This window comes from Thiomicrorhabdus sediminis, from assembly GCF_005885815.1.
GTDB lineage: Bacteria > Pseudomonadota > Gammaproteobacteria > Thiomicrospirales > Thiomicrospiraceae > Thiomicrorhabdus > Thiomicrorhabdus sediminis.
This window is the reverse complement of the sequence record NZ_CP040602.1, coordinates 1,772,294-1,788,459: the sequence shown is the minus strand read 5'-3', so window position 1 is coordinate 1,788,459 and position 16,166 is coordinate 1,772,294. Positions and strand designations below refer to the sequence as shown.

Below are 16,166 nucleotides of genomic sequence, written 5' to 3'. Positions count from 1 at the left end.
ATGTTCAGTTCCAAACTCTGTTTTTACGCTATTTAACAGACTGCAAGGCCTGAAAATTATACAATGGGCACTTATTTAGCTGCAGGGGGCTCTAACAGCGAGCAACAGACCTCAACTTAAATAAACAATAGAAAACAAACAAGCGGTAGGAAAAGATTTATGTGCGGTATTTGTGGAGAAATTTACTGGAATGGAAAAAAGGCCAGTGAACAACGCTTAAAACCGATGTTAGCGGCGATGCAGAATCGCGGGCCGGACGATGAAGGCGTATGGGTCGATCAGCATGTTGGCCTGGGGCATAAACGTTTATCCATTATCGATCTTTCTTCCGCAGGTCACCAACCGATGATTGATGGCAGTTTAACTCTGGTATTCAACGGCTGTATCTATAACTATCAAGCACTGAGAGCTGAATTGATTGATCTGGGATATGGATTTCAATCTCATACCGATACCGAGGTGATTCTCAAGGCCTATCGCCAGTGGGGGATGGAATGTGTGCAACGTTTTGAGGGGATGTTTGCTTTTTCTATTTGGGACGATGAACAGCAACAGTTGCTGTTGGCACGTGACCGTTTGGGTATCAAGCCACTTTATTATGCACCGGTTGATGGCGGCGTGCGTTTTGCCTCAAATACCCAAGCTTTATTGGTCGAAGACGATATCAACAGCGAAATCGATCCGGTAGGTTTGCATTTTCAGTTGACCTTGCATGCGGTGATTCCGGCCCCTCATACCATTTTAAAAGGCATTAAAAAACTGGAACCGGGTCACTGGTTAATCGTTAATCCGGACGGGCAAATGTATAAAAAGCGCTTCTGGCATTTAGAAGCCAAGCGCCCGACAACCTTGAATGGCAACCCGGCTCCACAAACTCAGCAACAATGGGTCGATGCAATCCATGAAGAGCTTAAGCGGGCTGTGCATAAACGGTTAACCGCCGCCGATGTACCGGTGGGTGTCTTGTTGTCAGGCGGTTTGGATTCGAGTTTATTGGTGGCCATGTTGGCTGAAGCCGGGGTGAAAGATATCAAAACCTTCTCTATCGGTTTTGAGGACGCTCCGGAAGAGCGCGGGCATGAGTTTGATTTTTCCGATATGGTGGTGAAGCGCTATCAGACAGACCATAAGCAATATTTGATTTCCAATAGTGAGGTATTGCCACGTTTGCATGAAGCGGTTGAAGCAATGGCCGAGCCGATGGTGGGCCAAGATGCGATCGCTTTTTACCTGCTTTCCGAACAGGTATCAAAGGATGTCAAAGTTGTCATGTCCGGACAGGGCGCCGATGAAGTCTTCGGCGGTTATTTCTGGTACGACAAAATGGCCGAGGCGGCCGCACAATTAGTTGACGCCGGTGCGGATTTGTCGGATCCGCAAGTTGCCTTGCAAGCTTTTGCACCTTATTACTTCGACAGATCACATCAGGAATGGCTTGAGGTGGTTAATGAGAAATACCATTTGGAAAATGTCACTGCGCAGTATGTCGGCGACCATTTGACCGAAGTCGGGGCGGATGAGTTTTTAGATCAGGTATTGCGTTTTGATGTGACCACTTTGATTGTCGATGATCCGGTCAAGCGAGTCGACAATATGACGATGGCTTGGGGATTGGAAGCGCGAGTGCCGTTTTTGGATCATAAACTGGTGGAAGTGGCGATGGCCGCTCCGGCCGAATTAAAACAAAATGGTAAGCAGATTTTAAAAGCGATAGGTCGCGGCTTGGTGCCGGATGCGATTATTGATCGTCCGAAAGTGGCATTTCCTATGCCGGCGTTGAAATACGTACGTGGTGAGTTCTTTGAATTTATGAAAGCGTTGTTAACCTCAGAAGCGGCACAAAAGCGTGGTATTTTTAATGCCGAAAAGCTTCAGCAGTTACTCGATGACCCGGAAGCACCGCAAGCTTTTACCGCAATTCAGGGCAGTAAGCTCTGGCATGCTGCGCTGCTTGAGTTCTGGTTACAAAAACATGTCGATAAAGTTCTATAGCTCTTATCAAGAATTATGCGACGGCTTGACTTGAAAAATCATTTTTTGTCGCCATTTAAACAGTTAAGTAATAAACCACTGAGATTGGTCACTGTTTTTTTGATGAATAACCTAGTAAAATACTCGGGTAATTAAAACTAAGGAATTAAATATGCAACACGAAGATCCAGTCGTTCAAGAAACTTTAGAACGTATTCATAGCCAGGTAACAAATAATCCAGTGGTTATCTATATGAAAGGTTCTCCACAAATGCCTTCTTGCGGTTTTTCAAGTCGCGCTGCGCAGGCGTTGGCGGATACCGGTGAAAAGTTTGCCTTCGTTAATGTGTTAGCGGACGCGACTATTTTTGAGCATTTGCCAAAGTATCAGGATTGGCCGACTTTCCCGCAGCTTTATATCGGTGGTGAACTACAAGGTGGTTGCGATATCACTATTGAATTGGCTGAATCTGGTGAATTGAAAAAAATGATGGCTGACGCAAATGCCAAGCATGAGGCGGCCGCAGAAGCATAATTCATTGTTATGAATCGGTTTGAAAAGGCATCTGTAGAGTTTCTTCAGATGCCTTTTTGCGTTTAGAACCGAGCAAAGACTGACATTGATGAAGAAATAACCTCGTTAAACCGCAAAAGGAAAGCTGTATGCAGCAATTTGTTGTTGATATTGAAAATAAAGATTTTAACTTTAAGGTAGAGCCATTGGCATTAGATGTCATGACGGCCAATGACTTACTGGTCAGGCCTTTGGCGGTAGCGGTTAATCCGGTAGACACCAAGCTATATCAAAACGCGCTCAACCAAGCGCAGCAAAACAAAGTGCTCGGCTATGATGCCGTTGCTGAAGTGGTTGCAATGGGTGATCAGGTCAATGGTTTTCAGGTCGGCGACAAGGTGTTCTATGCTGGTGATATGACTCGTTCCGGCAGCTTTGCCGATCAACAGTTAATTGATTGGCAATTGGTCGGTAAGGCGCCATCGAAATTATCCCTAACTCAGTCCGCCGCATTTCCTCTGGTGTCTATTACTGCCTACGAGGCCTTATTTGATAAGTTGTCGATTAGCGAAAATAGGGTCGATAACCGTAATAAGTCGCTTTTGATTATTGGTGGTGCCGGTGGTGTCGGCTCCATAGCGATTCAATTGGCCAAGCGTGTCGGTTTACAAGTGATTGCCACGGCCTCCCGTGAAAGCTCCAAAAAATGGTGCTTGGCGATGGGGGCGGATAAGGTGATTGATCATTATCAGCCTCTAAAAGCACAGTTGGAAAAAGCGATACAAGCTGAAGTGGACTATATTCTTTGTGCCGCCGACAGTGATACACATATGCAGAATATGGCCGAATCGATCAAGCCATTTGGTGAAATTTGTTTATTGGTGTCGACGGGCAAGGAAACCGATCTGAACGTCTTTAAAAACAAAAGCGTCTCGATTCATTGGGAGTTTATGTTCAGCCGAAGCCTGTATCAGACCAAGGATCGGTTTTTACAAGGGCAGATCTTAACCAAAATCGCCACCATTATTGATCAGCAGGAATTTCAGCCGATAGATTCCCAGCAGCTAACAGGGCTTAATGCCAATAATTTGAAAATTGCTTTAGCACGCATCGCCAAGGGGGATATGTGTGGCAAGCTGGTGATTGAGTGTTAGGCGTTTAGTCGTCGTTATCATCCGGCATGCTTAGCGGCCATTGATTGACGATTTTGCAGAATAAATCCGCTGTCTTTTCGGTATCGTAAACCGCTGAATGAGCTTGCTGATTATCCCATTCAAGCCCGGCACAGATAGCCGCTTTAGCGAGTACGGTCTGACCGTAGGCCAATCCTGATAAAGAGACCGTATCAAAAGTGCTGAACTGGTGAAACGGTGCTTTCAGGTGACAGCGCTCGGCAGCGGCGAGAACAAAATTCAAATCAAAAAAAGCGTTATGTCCGACCAATACTGCACGGCTGCAGCCGGTTTCTTTAAGCTGTTGCTTGATTGGTTCGAACAGTTCTTTTAAAGCCTGTTTTTCGTTAATCGCTTGGCGGAAAGGGTGAAAGGGGTCTTCCATGCCGATAAATTTAAGAGCGCTTTGTTCGATATTGGCGCCTGGAAACGGCAGGATATTGCGATCAAAGGTCTTATCGCGTTTAAGCTGACCGTATTCATCCATTTTCAAGGTGACTACCGCCATTTCCAGTAGCGCATCGGTTTTGGCATTGAATCCGGCTGTTTCCACATCAACAACGACAGGAAGAAAACCACGAAATCGGTCTTTGATCTTATTTACATAGTTCATTAAAACAAGCTTTAGCTGTTAGGACAGCGGTTTGACGAGTACTTTGGATTGTCTTTGGTAATTATAGAGACTCTGTTTTTCATCGGGAAGCATGCTGATATCACCTAGGACAAATCCATGTTCGATGAACCAGTGATGAGTGTGAGTCGTTAATAGAAACAGCGTTTTATAGCCTAATTGTTTGGCTTGCTGTTCAAGGTGTTTGAGCAGTTCAAAGCCCAGTTCCTGGCCTTGGTATTCTTTGCTGACCGCTAAGCAAGCCAGTTCCGCCATATCATTGCCGGATGCATAGAGTGCGGCGCAGCCGATAATCAAATCGTCGCGTTGAATAACGGAGAAGTTTTCAATTTCCAGTTCCAAACGTTCACGCGAGCGTTTTACCAGAACGCCTGATTGTTCAAGTGGCTCAATGAGGCTGAGAATGCCGCAGACATCATCGATTTGCGCCGCACGCAATTGATGATAACGGTCACTGAATATCATGCTGCCGACACCGTCTCTGGTGAATAGCTCAAGCAGTAAAGCGCTCGGATCGATTTGCGCAATCAAATGGATGCGTTTGACCTTGTTCTGCAGCACGCTGATCTGTTCGATCAGTTGCTGCTGCTCGATATTGTCCGCTTTTAACTGCTTTAGCTGTGGCAGGCTCATCTGTTTGGCAAGCCCTTTTAATTGCGACTCAGAGCCGTAAATCATTAACTTATCCGCTTCGATGGTGGCGGCAATCTGACAAGCTTGCTCCAGCGTATTTAGGTTGAAGACTTCACCGGTCAAAGAGTAGGCAATAGGCGTTAGCAGGGCAACTTGACCGGATTCCAAACAGTCGCTGATCGCCTTGTGTTGGATTTTGCGCAGTTTGCCGGTATGTTGGAAATCGATGCCTTCAACAACCCCTTTAGGTTGTGCCACCACCCAGTTGCCAGACACCAAAGTAGGCGGGTTTGGCTGATGAGAGTTGGCTTGACTGAAACTGGCTTCGAATTGACTGCGCAACAGACCAATGGTCTTTTGGAAACAAGGAATCATCTCGGTGGTGGTAATGCGAAATTGCTGATGATAGATTTCAGCAAAATTCTCCGCCGCAAAGGCTTCATTCAACTGCTGATTGGCACCCATGGCCAATACCAGTTTGAGGCCGAGATTATGCAGCAGGCCGATATCCTGACACAGTTGAGCAACCGACTGTTTTTCAGCCATAAATTCGCCTGGAATATAGATAACGCAGGTTTTACCCCTGTGTTGTTCAATATAACGAGTCGATTGTCGTAGTGTATTAATAAAATCTAATTCAGATTGCTGCATGAATGTGCGAAAATAACAGTAATAATTTTTGTAAGTATAACAGCCTCTTTAGCAAAGTCGACAAGGCTTTTACGATTGAGTGCCCAAAAGGAGTTTTTCATGCCGCAGTATCGTTCTAAAACCAGTACGCATGGTCGCAATATGGCAGGGGCCCGTGCTTTATGGCGAGCCACTGGAATGCAAACCGGAGATTTTGGTAAACCTATTATTGCGGTTGCCAATTCATTTACCCAGTTTGTACCCGGTCACGTTCATTTGAAAGATATGGGGCAGCTGGTTGCCAAGGTGATTGAAGAATCTGGCGGTGTTGCCAAAGAGTTTAATACCATTGCGGTTGATGATGGTATTGCCATGGGTCACGACGGTATGTTGTATTCATTGCCTTCTCGTGATTTGATCGCCGACTCTGTCGAGTATATGTGTAATGCGCACTGTGCCGATGCCTTGGTCTGTATCTCTAACTGTGACAAAATCACTCCGGGAATGATGATGGCGGCGATGCGCTTGAATATCCCGACGATTTTCGTGACCGGTGGACCGATGGAGTCCGGTAAAACCGTTTTAGGTGGTGAAGGCATTAAGCTTGACCTGGTTGATGCGATGGTTATGGCAGCGGATGACTCTTGTTCAGACAGTGATGTTGAAGAAGTTGAACGTTCCGCTTGCCCGACCTGTGGTTCCTGTTCTGGGATGTTCACCGCTAACTCGATGAACTGTTTGGCAGAAGCGCTGGGTATGGCTTTACCGGGTAACGGGACTACCTTGGCGACTCACGCGGATCGTAAAAACCTGTTTATAGAAGCAGGACGTCGTATTGTTGAAATCACCAAGCAGTATTATGAACAGGATGACGAGCGTGTATTGCCACGTAGTATCGCCACTTATGAAGCTTTCCAGAATGCGATGGCGTTGGATGTGGCAATGGGGGGGTCAACCAATACCGTACTGCACCTCTTGGCTATCGCTCATGAAGCCAAGGTTGAATTCAATATGCAGGATATGGACGATATTTCTCGTAAAGTGCCTTGTTTGGTAAAAGTGGCACCGAACTCGAAAACCTATCATATGGAAGATGTGCATAGAGCCGGTGGTATTATGCGAATCCTAGGTGAGTTGGAGCGCGGCGGTTTGATCAATACCGATGTGCATACGGTGCATGCCTCAACAATGGGCGCGGCGATTGATCTATGGGATATCTCGCGTACCGAAGACGAACAGGTGCATACCTTCTTTAGAGCGGCGCCGGGTAATATTCGTACCACCGAAGCCTTCAGTCAGTCCAAACGTTGGAAAGACGTTGATGTTGATGATGAAAATGGCTGTATCCGTTCTATGGAACACGCCTATACTCAAGACGGTGGTTTAGCGGTATTGAAAGGTAATATCGCGCTGGATGGCTGTATTGTAAAAACAGCCGGTGTTGACGAGTCGATCTTTAAGTTTACCGGAAAGGCGAAAATCTATGAAAGTCAGGATGATGCGGTAGCCGGAATTTTGGGTGATGAAGTCAAAGCCGGTGATGTGGTGTTGATTCGTTATGAAGGCCCCAAAGGTGGTCCGGGTATGCAGGAAATGTTATATCCGACCAGTTATTTGAAGTCAAAAGGGCTTGGTAAGGAATGTGCCTTGTTAACGGATGGACGTTTCTCGGGTGGTACTTCAGGGCTGTCAATCGGTCACTGTTCTCCAGAAGCTGCCGAAGGCGGTAATATCGGTCTGGTTGAGGATGGTGATATTATTGAAATCGATATTCCAAACCGTACCATCAATGCTAAAGTAAGTGATGAAGAGTTTGAAGAGCGTCGTCATGCGATGGAATCAAAAGGCGCTGCACACGCTTGGAAGCCAGAGCAGCCTAGAGAGCGACGCGTCAGTGTCGCCTTAAGAGCTTATGCGGCGATGACAACGAGTGCGGCGTTTGGTGCGGTACGTAATATTGAACAGGTTGAACGTAATTAAAGGACGGAGTGCGGATGTTTGCAAATAAACTAACCCCTGAGCAGCGTCAGGTTGTTTTTGACTTGGCGGCAAATTTGGCCGCGGCCGATAATGATGTCTCCGAAGAGGAGATTGGTTATTTACAGTCTTTTAGTGAGGCCTACGGTATCGAATACAACCTGGATAAGGTTGATATCAACTACGATGATCTGTTGACCGTATTGGATACTAAAGCGTCTCGTATTATCACTTTACAGGAGTTGATCAAGCTTTCTTATAAAGATGGTCACTTCGGTAAGGAAGAGCAGGATAAGGTGTTCTTAATTGCTCAGAAAATGGGCTTAAATGATGCCAGTCTGATTATGCGTATCGAGAAGTGGGTTCGTCAAGGTTTTGACTGGGTCTATGAAGGGGAACAGATGCTCGAGTTGGATTAAATTCCGCGAGGACATTTACTTAAAAAAGGCCGGCTATAATAGCCGGTTTTTTTGTCTTTAGAAAAAGACCAATCGGAGGAATTTATTAAGCTCTACATCGAATCGTTATTAACTAATATAAGTTTTTATTAATGTTTTTTATTAGAGCAAAAAAAAGCCCAGTTGCCTGGGCTTTTTTTTGAGTCGTTTTAATTACTCGCGGTAACCTGGACCATTGATTTCCAAACCGTTAGACATATAAGCCTGGAAGAATTCTAGGTTACGGTATTCAGCGCTCTGAGCCTTGAATGGCTTAGCACGCATATTCTTGTGACAACCACCATAACGACGGTGAAGTGTACCAAGGTTCTGCCACTTAGCACGGAACACAGGGAAGTGAGTTACGTGACCTAGAGCAGGTGAAAGTGTGTTAGAACGTGCTTTACGTCCAGCATTGTAAGTGTGACACTTAGCACAAGAAAGGTTTAGTTGACCTTTTTCCGCTAGGTACATTGCACGACCTTCGTTATATGCTTTTTTAGCACCTTCGCTTTCGATTTTAACGTCGATTTTCTGACCACGCGCATTGTAAGCTAGGTAACCACTAATCTGAGCTAGAGTACCTTTTTTCCACTTAAGCGCTTTCAGGCCAGCATCAGTACGACATTTGTTGATAGCACCTTCAAGTGTTACAACTTGACCAGCGTTATCATCAAAGTATGGGTACTGAGCGCGGATTTTTGAAACATCCGAACCAAAGCATTTTTCATAAACTGCTTTGTCTTTATTCCATGCTGCTTCACCAGCATCGATTGCATCTAAATATGGAGGGAATTCTTCTGCGGCTTCCCATTGAGCCATCTTGTCAGCGCTATAAATATAAGCACCGTTTACATATTCTTCAGGGGCAAGTTTAGGGTTTTTTGCCTTGAAGAAATCAACAATTTGTTGACGATCCGTCTCTGGATCTACAGCATAAGCCGATTGACTACCGGCACTAACTGCTACACCTAATGATAAGGCGATTAGTAGTGACTTTTTCATTCCAATCCTCCGTCCGAGAGCTCTGTATATTTCTAGTTATTATATTTTTGGGATTATACTGACGCCAGCGATGCCGACGTCAGTGCAAACTTAATTACTTAAGCTTGATAGACTCAGTACCAGTAGCACCAGTATTGTCTTTTAGAGATACAGTAACTTCGTCACCCTTGTTGGCTTTAACTTTAACAGCCATGTATGGGTTAGCAGAAACTGCACCAGACCATTGAGCGTCAACAGCTTTAGTACCGTTAACTGAAACTTCAACCATGTCGATGAACTTAGCTGGATATGGCTTACCAGTTTTCTTGTTCATACGAGCACCTGATTCCATTTCGTGCTTGATTAGTGCTTTAACTTCAGCAACACCACCAGCAGACTTACCACGCATTCTGATTTTGATAGACATGTTATTTCCTTTCTATAAATTATTTGCTAATCGAAATTAAGTAATTTCAGTGGGGATTAACCACCACAACCACCGATTGTTACTTTAACTTCTTGTTCAGCTTTAAGTAGCTTACCGCCAGCTTTAACAATAGCAATAACGTTCATTGTCTGACCCATTTTGATACGTGTAGAAACGTAACCAACAGCACCCGCTGAGAATGTGTATTCACAAACCATAGGCATTGGGTTTTTAGAAGCTAGGATAGAGATAGATTCAACACCATCGATTCCTGAAGCATCAACAGTAACAGGAGTTACCGCACCGTTTTCAGCGATAGCAGGTGCTTTAAGTTGAACGTCGCCAGAATCAGCAGTAGCTGCTGAACCGTAAACGCTAGATAGCGCATCATCAGTAGTCTTAGCTGCGAATGCTTTTGCATTCCACTCAGCCAATACTGTGCTTGGTGTTAATAGACCAGCGTTAACAGCTACAGCAGCTGCGCCAGTTGCTAGAGTACCTTTAAGGAAAGATCTACGTTTCATAAGGTTTTAAACTCCCGGTTAAGGTTTATAAAAAATTATAGAGTATAAATGTAATCAACAATTTTGCTGATTTCATCGTCTGATAAGATGCCGTGTTCTCCAAATGGAGGCATCATGCTGTTTGGCACAGTCTGTGATTCAGGCGTACCCCATACTTTGTCAAAAAGCTTTTGCTTATCAGGGTAGCGAAGTTTCATCGCAATCAAAGCAGGACCGATGTTACCTGGCATAGCGCCATCGCCCATCATGTGACACGCTAGACAGTTCCCTTTCGAACGGCTAGTTGCCAATTTTTTGCCCTGTTCAACTGTAGATGCTGCTTTTTCTGCTGCCTGTACCGAAGATACAGGGGCAGCTACTACCGCTGTTGAAATTGCTAAAGCAGTCAACAGTTGCTTCATCTTAGAATTCATCATTCTTCTCCTCCTAAAGTGTCTTGCGACGTTCCCATTATATGTTGGGATTTTCTTATTTTGAACAAAAGAGATTGCTCTTTAGACGGTTAGCTTACTCAGATACTTTTTAAACGCAAGGTTTTTGATGTTGTATTTCGATAGTATTATTTAATAGAGGGTAAATATTTTTTTATGACGGTTTTATGAAATCAGGAATTATTCTTTTCTATCAGTGTTATAGCGTGATCTTCAATAAAGTTTTTAATGGCATTTTGTAAATTTATATTGCCTTTTGCTAATGTGTTTGCCTGCTCTATATAGTGTTTTGCACGCTCTTTATCCCCTACGGCTATGTATGCTTTTGCCAAGTTTAAGTAGGCCTTTGCAGTCTTGTTCTGACGATTATAGAGCTTAGCTATGTGTTGTTGGATTTCATATTGGTAGGTTTTGCTATCAAGGTTTTCTAGCAATTGTGTTGCTTGCAACATCTGGTTGTTTTCTGACAGATAGTTGCTGTATAGATTATGCAGCGCAATGTCTGTTGGGTAGAGCGCGAGCATATATTCGCTGTAGTGTTGCAGCGCTTTTCTCTGTTTGTCGTCCAGTTTGTCTGCCTGTTGTAAAAGCAGGTAGTTGGCTTGGCGTAATAGCCCGCTGTTTTGTGTTTTATCGGTTAGGCAGTCATAGGTTTTGTCGGTAATGGTTTTGCCTGTTAGGGCTTGTTTGTAGCAGTTATCGAATGCTGTTCTCAATACATTGTGTTGCGGGTTTGATTCTATTGTTTGTTGTAGCTTCAGTTTAATAATATCTAAGCGGCTTTGCTTGTGCGGATCTGGCTGAAATTCAAGTTGTTGGGCTCTGTTGCTTGCTTCAGCTAGGCGGTGAGCACTGGTTGGGTGAGTGCGCAGGATTTCCGGTACCTGTTGGCTATTGCTGCGTGATTGGTCATTAAGGTGCCCAAAAAAACTCGCCATCGCTTTTGGGTCGTAGCCGGCCTTGTATAAAAGGTCTATACCGAGTGAGTCTGCCTCAGATTCATGTTGTCGTGAGTTCTTCAGCTGTTCTTGCATATTAAGCCCCATCCCTCCCATAAAGACAGCCATTCCGGCATTAGGGTCCTGCGAACCAATTAACACTGCAGCAATAAACGATGCCAAGCTGTTAATCGTGCCTTGGGTGGTGGAGTATTCATAACGACGCGATAAATGATTTTGGGTGACATGAGAGATTTCATGGGCGATGACACCGGCCAATTCGTCTTCATTGCGCACCGCTTTAATCAGTCCTGTATGGATGCCGATAACCCCGTCCGGTCCGGCAAAAGCGTTGATCGCTGGGTTGTCAATAATATAAAAAGAGTAATGACGATTGGTGCCGCTAAAACCGGCTATCTGGTGGCCAATATCTCTGATGTACTGGGTGATTGCAGGGTCTTGATAAAGTTTATATTCGGTGTGCAGCGCATAGGTGAAGGCCTGACCAAGCTTTTTTTCGGTGATGCGGTCATATTCAACCAGATCAGGTGAGCCTAAATCCGGCAGGTTGGTCGCATGGCTGGCTGTGCTCAGCATCAGTGTGCTGATGGCGAAAGCATGAATAGAAAGCGCTTTAGCCAGAACGGTTTTTGTGTTCTGTACTGCGGCGGTTGCTGAAAATCGCAAAATGCGAGAAAAATTCATAGATAATCCAGGCCTTTTAGCTACCTTAGGCGAAATTGAATTGTTATTATAGCTATCTGTTTTTTCAAAGTTTGGAATCAAGTATGAATATAGACTTGACCGGGTTAGCTTGCCCAATGCCGGTAATTCGTTTGAAAAAGTTGTTTGCTGAAAATAAAGGGCAGCATATCGATTGGACGGTTTCGCTCTCTGATCGTGGTGCAATTAAAGATCTACCGGCATTTTGTCGACAAAAAGGTCTGCATTGTGAGCTGCTGGCCGATGCCGATGTATTGCAGTTTAAGATAAGTGGAGACTTGATCTAGTTGTTATCGGCAAGAAAGGTTTCTGAGGAGGGCGTATGACAGATAACGAGCAACCACAATTAAGCATTATTCATAGTAAGGGCTCGCTTGATTGGGCCTACCCCACTTTTATTTTGGCTAGTACTGCGGCGGCAATGGATAAGGATGTCGAGCTGTTTTTTACCTTTTACGGTTTAAAGGCGGCACTGAAGTCGACCGATGGGTTAAAGGTATCGCCATTGGGTAATCCCGGTATGGTAATGCATAGCCCGGTCGGACCCGATTGGTTGCGTAAAGTTGACTTGAATAGAGTGTTGCCGGGATTGCTATGGACCTTACCGGGAATGGCGCAATTGGCAACCTGGGGCTTTAAAAAGCAGATGCTGCAGCAAGGCCAGGTGCCTCTAGATGAACTTCGTGAAGTTTGTGTCGAGATGGGGGTGAAAATGACGGTCTGTCAAATGACAATGGAATTGATGGGCTATCAGCAAGCGGATTTCATGTCGGGTGTTGATTTTGCCGGTGCAGCCAGTTATTTTGCTCAGACACCACAGACGCAAAGTTTATTTGTTTAACAGTATCTATTTCAATCTTTCTGAACTGACTAGTGTCATAATATGTGAATTGAATAATTAGCAAGCCTAGAGTCTGAACGGCTTTGTTGATTGACTTAGGATAATAAATATAGAGGCTACAAAGCTTTATGAAACCATTTGATCGAGGAATTTATCTGCTGCCAAATCTGATGACCACCGCAGCATTGTTTGCCGGTTTTTACGCGGTAATTGCCGGTATTCAAGGCAATTTTGAGATGGGCGCAATCGCCATTTTTATCGCTATGGTGTTTGATGGTTTGGATGGGCGTATTGCCCGCATGACCAATTCATGCAGTGCTTTTGGGGCCGAATACGATAGCTTGGCGGATATGGTTTCATTCGGTTTGGCACCGGCAATTTTGGTGTTTCAGTGGGCGCTGATGGATTTTGGTAAGCTGGGCTGGTTGGTGGCCTTTATTTATACGGTGGGTGCGGCTTTACGTTTGGCGCGTTTCAATACTCAGGTGGCTACTGCCGATAAACGTTATTTCCAAGGTTTACCGAGTCCGGCGGCAGCGGCCTTGTTGGCTGGCCTGATTTGGATGGTGGAAAGTAATCAGATTGAATTGGCGATTATGCCGTTGGTTGCGTTGGGCTTAACCTTGTTTGCCGGCATTATGATGGTGAGTAATGTCCGCTTCAGTTCGTTTAAGGAATTAAAACTTAAAGACAAGGTGCCTTTTGTTACTTTGTTGGTGGTGGTGCTGGTATTTGTTGTGGTGACATTGAAACCGGCGATGATTCTGTTTCTGTTTTTCCTGGTCTATGCTTTCTCAGGTCCGGTGATGACATTGATGCTGTTAAGAAAAAAACGCGCCGACCGCAAAATGCATAAAGCCGAGTCGGATGATGTTGGCGTAGTTGATAGCGACAAGAGTTCGCAGGTATCACAAAGCAATGCCGAGTCAGGCGCTGCACAAGCTGACAATGATGAGATCGAGGCAAAGTCGCCTCCGGTTTCTGAAAAATAAACACAAAACACGATAGTCATAACCGAGAAGAGAGAATGATATGAAAGATCATTTGGTGATATTTGACACTACCTTGCGTGACGGTGAGCAGAGCCCGGGCGCTTCAATGACAAAAGAAGAGAAGATTCGCATTGCCAAGCAGCTGGAAAAGCTTCAGGTCGATGTGATTGAAGCCGGATTTCCGGCGGCCAGTCAAGGTGATTTCGAATCAGTTCAGGCGGTGGCTTCGGTAGTTAAAGATAGCACTATCTGTGGTTTGGCGCGTGCCGTCGAAAACGATATAGTTCGTGCCGGTGAAGCCATTAAAGCCGCCAATTCGGGAAGGATCCATACCTTTATCGCGACTTCTCCAATTCATATGGAAAAGAAGCTGCGTATGTCGCCGGATGAAGTGGTTGAGCGTGCCGTTTGGGCGGTTAAGCGTGCTCGAGATTTTACCGATAATGTCGAATTCTCTCCGGAAGATGCTGGGCGCTCCGATCTGGATTTCTTATGCAGAGTGATTGAGGCGGTGATTGATGCCGGTGCAACAACAATCAATATTCCAGATACGGTCGGTTATAACGTGCCCCACCAGTTCGGTCAATTGTTCAAGAATCTATTGGAAAAGATTCCTAATTCCGATAAAGCTATTTTTTCAGCCCACTGTCATAACGATCTTGGTTTGGCGGTGGCGAACTCTCTGGCAGCGGTGCGCAACGGTGCTCGTCAGATCGAATGTACTATTAACGGTTTAGGTGAAAGAGCCGGTAATACCGCTTTGGAAGAAGTGGTGATGGCAGTTAAGACCCGTCAGGATATTTTTGATGTTGATACTCGTGTCAATACTCGCGAAATCCTTGCTGCATCGCGTTTGGTTTCGAGTGTGACCGGTTTTGCGGTACAGCCGAACAAAGCGATTGTCGGCGCCAATGCGTTTGCCCATGAATCCGGAATTCATCAGGACGGCGTACTCAAGCATCGCGAAACCTATGAAATCATGCGTGCCGAAGATGTTGGCTGGAATGCCAATAAGATGGTTATGGGTAAACATTCCGGACGCAATGCATTCAAGACCCGTTTGCAGGAATTGGGCATGGAGTTTGAAACCGAACAAGAGCTTAATGAAGCCTTTATGCGTTTTAAAGATTTGGCGGATCGCAAGCATGAAATCTATGATGAAGATCTTCAAGCACTGGTTACCGATAACAATACACAGCGTGTCGAAAACGAAATTTACCAGTTGGTGTCGTTAAAAGCTTCTAGTGAAACGGGCGAATCACCACAGGCGGAAGTGACTATGTCGGTCAACGGTGATGAAGTCAGTGCCCTGGCAAGTGGTAGTGGTGTGGTCGATGCCACGTTTAAAGCGATTGAGTCTATGGTGAATTCAGGGGCTACTTTGCAGTTGTATTCGGTAAGTAATGTCACCGATGGAACCGACTCAATGGGGGATACGGCTGTGCGTCTGGAAAAAGGTGGGCGCATCGTCAATGGTCAGGGTGCGGATACCGATATCGTCACTTCATCGGCCAAGGCCTATATCAATGCATTGAATAAGTTGATGGATTCGACCCAAAAAGCCCATCCTCAGGCTCCGGTTTAAGAGCGGGTCTGTTACGGAATATGTCGAAGACAAAGTTTTCAGCCGATCTTTTCGAACAGTTGGGCGGTACTCACTGGCAAGTCAGAGAAGGTGTTTTGCCGTCTGCAACAGAGCAGGGTTCTGGTGACTCTTTAGTTAATGAACAAGGCTTGCAGCCTAAGGTTGTGCAGCAGCAGGCGCTTGAGTCTCAGTCTGATCCAGGCATGGGTAATGAGCCCATATCGCTTGTTGCGCAGACAGAGAAAAACGCCAATCCGTCATTGTTTGCGGATGAGGCGGAGTCTTTCACTGAACAGCAAGTTGAAACGGTTGTGGAGTCAATTGAAGAGCCGTTGCTACAAGCCGAGGGGGGTGTGCAAAAAGGTGTGGTGCTTATCGGACAGGATCTGGAAAGTTATTGGCAGAATGAGGAAGCGGTCGAATGGCAGCTTTGGCAGAATATTATGCAGGTATTCGGCTGGGATGAAGCGGGCGTGCAATTTTATGATACCCGTCTTATGGTCTCTGAAGATATGGTGTTTGGCACTATTGAAGAGATTATCGATTCCGGTTGCGAATGGGTTTTGTCGATGGATGACGAGCATCCGCTAAGTGAGCAGTTGAGCGAAGGTTTGCAGGTGGTATCGGTACCAGATTTTGAAGATATGTTTGCCGACCCCTTTGCGAAAAAGACGTTTTATCAAACCGTTTTGGGGTTAATGCCCGAACTGGCTTATTAATCATCCGCTAAGCAGCGGTTGCTATTAGGAAAAATGT

The 16,166-nt window shown here is 45.4% G+C and carries 17 protein-coding genes; 10 read left to right on the top strand and 7 right to left on the bottom strand.

The features are described from left to right. The first annotated feature begins 159 nt into the window (after positions 1-159). The 3 genes from FE785_RS08180 to FE785_RS08170 all read left to right on the top strand — a co-directional run bounded on the left by FE785_RS08180 (position 160) and on the right by FE785_RS08170 (position 3,639). Positions 160-1,992 (top strand): N-acetylglutaminylglutamine amidotransferase, encoded by a 1,833-nt coding sequence (locus tag FE785_RS08180; protein ID WP_138565287.1) that lies wholly within the window; start codon positions 160-162, stop codon positions 1,990-1,992. Between the two features lie 151 nt (positions 1,993-2,143). Beyond that, entirely contained in the window at positions 2,144-2,506 is a 363-nt protein-coding gene (gene grxD, locus FE785_RS08175; RefSeq protein WP_138565286.1) for a Grx4 family monothiol glutaredoxin, read from the top strand. 128 nt (positions 2,507-2,634) lie between these two features. Next, on the top strand, positions 2,635-3,639 hold the full coding sequence (locus FE785_RS08170) for a zinc-binding alcohol dehydrogenase family protein (RefSeq protein WP_138565285.1): 1,005 nt from the start codon (positions 2,635-2,637) through the stop codon (positions 3,637-3,639). 4 nt (positions 3,640-3,643) lie between these two features. Here FE785_RS08170 and rnt read toward each other — a convergent pair whose 3' ends face one another. Continuing rightward, complete coding sequence (gene rnt / locus FE785_RS08165) at positions 3,644-4,270, bottom strand: ribonuclease T (protein ID WP_138565284.1); 627 nt, start codon at positions 4,268-4,270, stop codon at positions 3,644-3,646. A gap of 18 nt (positions 4,271-4,288) precedes the next feature. Next, positions 4,289-5,572, bottom strand: coding sequence for an amino-acid N-acetyltransferase (gene argA / locus FE785_RS08160; RefSeq protein ID WP_138565283.1), 1,284 nt, complete (start codon positions 5,570-5,572; stop codon positions 4,289-4,291). A gap of 99 nt (positions 5,573-5,671) precedes the next feature. Here argA and ilvD point away from each other — a divergent pair, with 99 nt between their 5' ends. Both ilvD and FE785_RS08150 read left to right on the top strand, forming a co-directional pair. After that, a complete protein-coding gene (gene ilvD / locus FE785_RS08155; protein ID WP_138565282.1) occupies positions 5,672-7,531 on the top strand; it encodes a dihydroxy-acid dehydratase in 1,860 nt (619 codons plus the stop codon). 14 nt (positions 7,532-7,545) lie between these two features. Beyond that, entirely contained in the window at positions 7,546-7,947 is a 402-nt protein-coding gene (locus FE785_RS08150; RefSeq protein ID WP_138565281.1) for a TerB family tellurite resistance protein, read from the top strand. Positions 7,948-8,139: 192 nt separating this feature from the next. Here FE785_RS08150 and soxA read toward each other — a convergent pair whose 3' ends face one another. The 5 genes from soxA to FE785_RS08125 all read right to left on the bottom strand — a co-directional run bounded on the left by soxA (position 8,140) and on the right by FE785_RS08125 (position 11,974). Beyond that, positions 8,140-8,970 carry a sulfur oxidation c-type cytochrome SoxA gene (gene soxA, locus FE785_RS08145; protein ID WP_138565280.1) on the bottom strand — a complete coding sequence of 277 codons (831 nt, stop codon included), beginning with the start codon at positions 8,968-8,970 and terminating at the stop codon, positions 8,140-8,142. A 94-nt stretch (positions 8,971-9,064) separates the two neighbouring features. Next, positions 9,065-9,376, bottom strand: a complete 312-nt coding sequence (soxZ, locus tag FE785_RS08140; RefSeq protein WP_138565279.1) for a thiosulfate oxidation carrier complex protein SoxZ — start codon at positions 9,374-9,376, stop codon at positions 9,065-9,067. Between the two features lie 56 nt (positions 9,377-9,432). Next, positions 9,433-9,900 (bottom strand): thiosulfate oxidation carrier protein SoxY, encoded by a 468-nt coding sequence (soxY, locus tag FE785_RS08135; protein ID WP_138565278.1) that lies wholly within the window; start codon positions 9,898-9,900, stop codon positions 9,433-9,435. Between the two features lie 35 nt (positions 9,901-9,935). Then, entirely contained in the window at positions 9,936-10,316 is a 381-nt protein-coding gene (soxX, locus tag FE785_RS08130; protein ID WP_138565277.1) for a sulfur oxidation c-type cytochrome SoxX, read from the bottom strand. 188 nt (positions 10,317-10,504) lie between these two features. Continuing rightward, the gene (locus tag FE785_RS08125) at positions 10,505-11,974 is read right to left on the bottom strand and encodes a M48 family metalloprotease (protein WP_138565276.1); all 1,470 of its coding nucleotides are present in this window, start codon (positions 11,972-11,974) and stop codon (positions 10,505-10,507) included. Between the two features lie 83 nt (positions 11,975-12,057). Here FE785_RS08125 and FE785_RS08120 point away from each other — a divergent pair, with 83 nt between their 5' ends. From FE785_RS08120 to FE785_RS08100, 5 genes are all read left to right on the top strand, one after another. Then, the gene (locus FE785_RS08120; protein ID WP_202978293.1) at positions 12,058-12,279 is read left to right on the top strand and encodes a sulfurtransferase TusA family protein; all 222 of its coding nucleotides are present in this window, start codon (positions 12,058-12,060) and stop codon (positions 12,277-12,279) included. A 35-nt stretch (positions 12,280-12,314) separates the two neighbouring features. Next, positions 12,315-12,833 carry a DsrE/DsrF/DrsH-like family protein gene (locus FE785_RS08115; RefSeq protein ID WP_138565275.1) on the top strand — a complete coding sequence of 173 codons (519 nt, stop codon included), beginning with the start codon at positions 12,315-12,317 and terminating at the stop codon, positions 12,831-12,833. Between the two features lie 128 nt (positions 12,834-12,961). Beyond that, on the top strand, positions 12,962-13,825 hold the full coding sequence (pssA, locus tag FE785_RS08110; RefSeq protein WP_138565274.1) for a CDP-diacylglycerol--serine O-phosphatidyltransferase: 864 nt from the start codon (positions 12,962-12,964) through the stop codon (positions 13,823-13,825). A gap of 40 nt (positions 13,826-13,865) precedes the next feature. Next, positions 13,866-15,410 (top strand): 2-isopropylmalate synthase, encoded by a 1,545-nt coding sequence (locus FE785_RS08105; protein ID WP_138565273.1) that lies wholly within the window; start codon positions 13,866-13,868, stop codon positions 15,408-15,410. Positions 15,411-15,430: 20 nt separating this feature from the next. Next, the gene (locus tag FE785_RS08100) at positions 15,431-16,129 is read left to right on the top strand and encodes a hypothetical protein (RefSeq protein WP_138565272.1); all 699 of its coding nucleotides are present in this window, start codon (positions 15,431-15,433) and stop codon (positions 16,127-16,129) included. Positions 16,130-16,166: the final 37 nt, after the last annotated feature.

Excerpts from the sequence above, each read along its gene's own strand:
- grxD (WP_138565286.1), top strand. The coding sequence starts at position 2,144 with ATGCAACACGAAGATCCAGTCGTTCAAGAAACTTTAGAACGTATTCAT.
- ilvD (WP_138565282.1), top strand. The coding sequence starts at position 5,672 with ATGCCGCAGTATCGTTCTAAAACCAGTACGCATGGTCGCAATATGGCA.
- FE785_RS08120 (WP_202978293.1), top strand. The coding sequence starts at position 12,058 with ATGAATATAGACTTGACCGGGTTAGCTTGCCCAATGCCGGTAATTCGT.
- argA (WP_138565283.1), bottom strand. The coding sequence starts at position 5,572 with ATGCAGCAATCTGAATTAGATTTTATTAATACACTACGACAATCGACT.
- soxZ (WP_138565279.1), bottom strand. The coding sequence starts at position 9,376 with ATGTCTATCAAAATCAGAATGCGTGGTAAGTCTGCTGGTGGTGTTGCT.
- FE785_RS08105 (WP_138565273.1), top strand. The coding sequence starts at position 13,866 with ATGAAAGATCATTTGGTGATATTTGACACTACCTTGCGTGACGGTGAG.
- FE785_RS08100 (WP_138565272.1), top strand. The coding sequence starts at position 15,431 with ATGTCGAAGACAAAGTTTTCAGCCGATCTTTTCGAACAGTTGGGCGGT.
- FE785_RS08125 (WP_138565276.1), bottom strand. The coding sequence starts at position 11,974 with ATGAATTTTTCTCGCATTTTGCGATTTTCAGCAACCGCCGCAGTACAG.
- FE785_RS08115 (WP_138565275.1), top strand. The coding sequence starts at position 12,315 with ATGACAGATAACGAGCAACCACAATTAAGCATTATTCATAGTAAGGGC.
- FE785_RS08180 (WP_138565287.1), top strand. The coding sequence starts at position 160 with ATGTGCGGTATTTGTGGAGAAATTTACTGGAATGGAAAAAAGGCCAGT.
- FE785_RS08150 (WP_138565281.1), top strand. The coding sequence starts at position 7,546 with ATGTTTGCAAATAAACTAACCCCTGAGCAGCGTCAGGTTGTTTTTGAC.
- soxX (WP_138565277.1), bottom strand. The coding sequence starts at position 10,316 with ATGATGAATTCTAAGATGAAGCAACTGTTGACTGCTTTAGCAATTTCA.
- FE785_RS08170 (WP_138565285.1), top strand. The coding sequence starts at position 2,635 with ATGCAGCAATTTGTTGTTGATATTGAAAATAAAGATTTTAACTTTAAG.
- pssA (WP_138565274.1), top strand. The coding sequence starts at position 12,962 with ATGAAACCATTTGATCGAGGAATTTATCTGCTGCCAAATCTGATGACC.
- soxA (WP_138565280.1), bottom strand. The coding sequence starts at position 8,970 with ATGAAAAAGTCACTACTAATCGCCTTATCATTAGGTGTAGCAGTTAGT.
- soxY (WP_138565278.1), bottom strand. The coding sequence starts at position 9,900 with ATGAAACGTAGATCTTTCCTTAAAGGTACTCTAGCAACTGGCGCAGCT.
- rnt (WP_138565284.1), bottom strand. The coding sequence starts at position 4,270 with ATGAACTATGTAAATAAGATCAAAGACCGATTTCGTGGTTTTCTTCCT.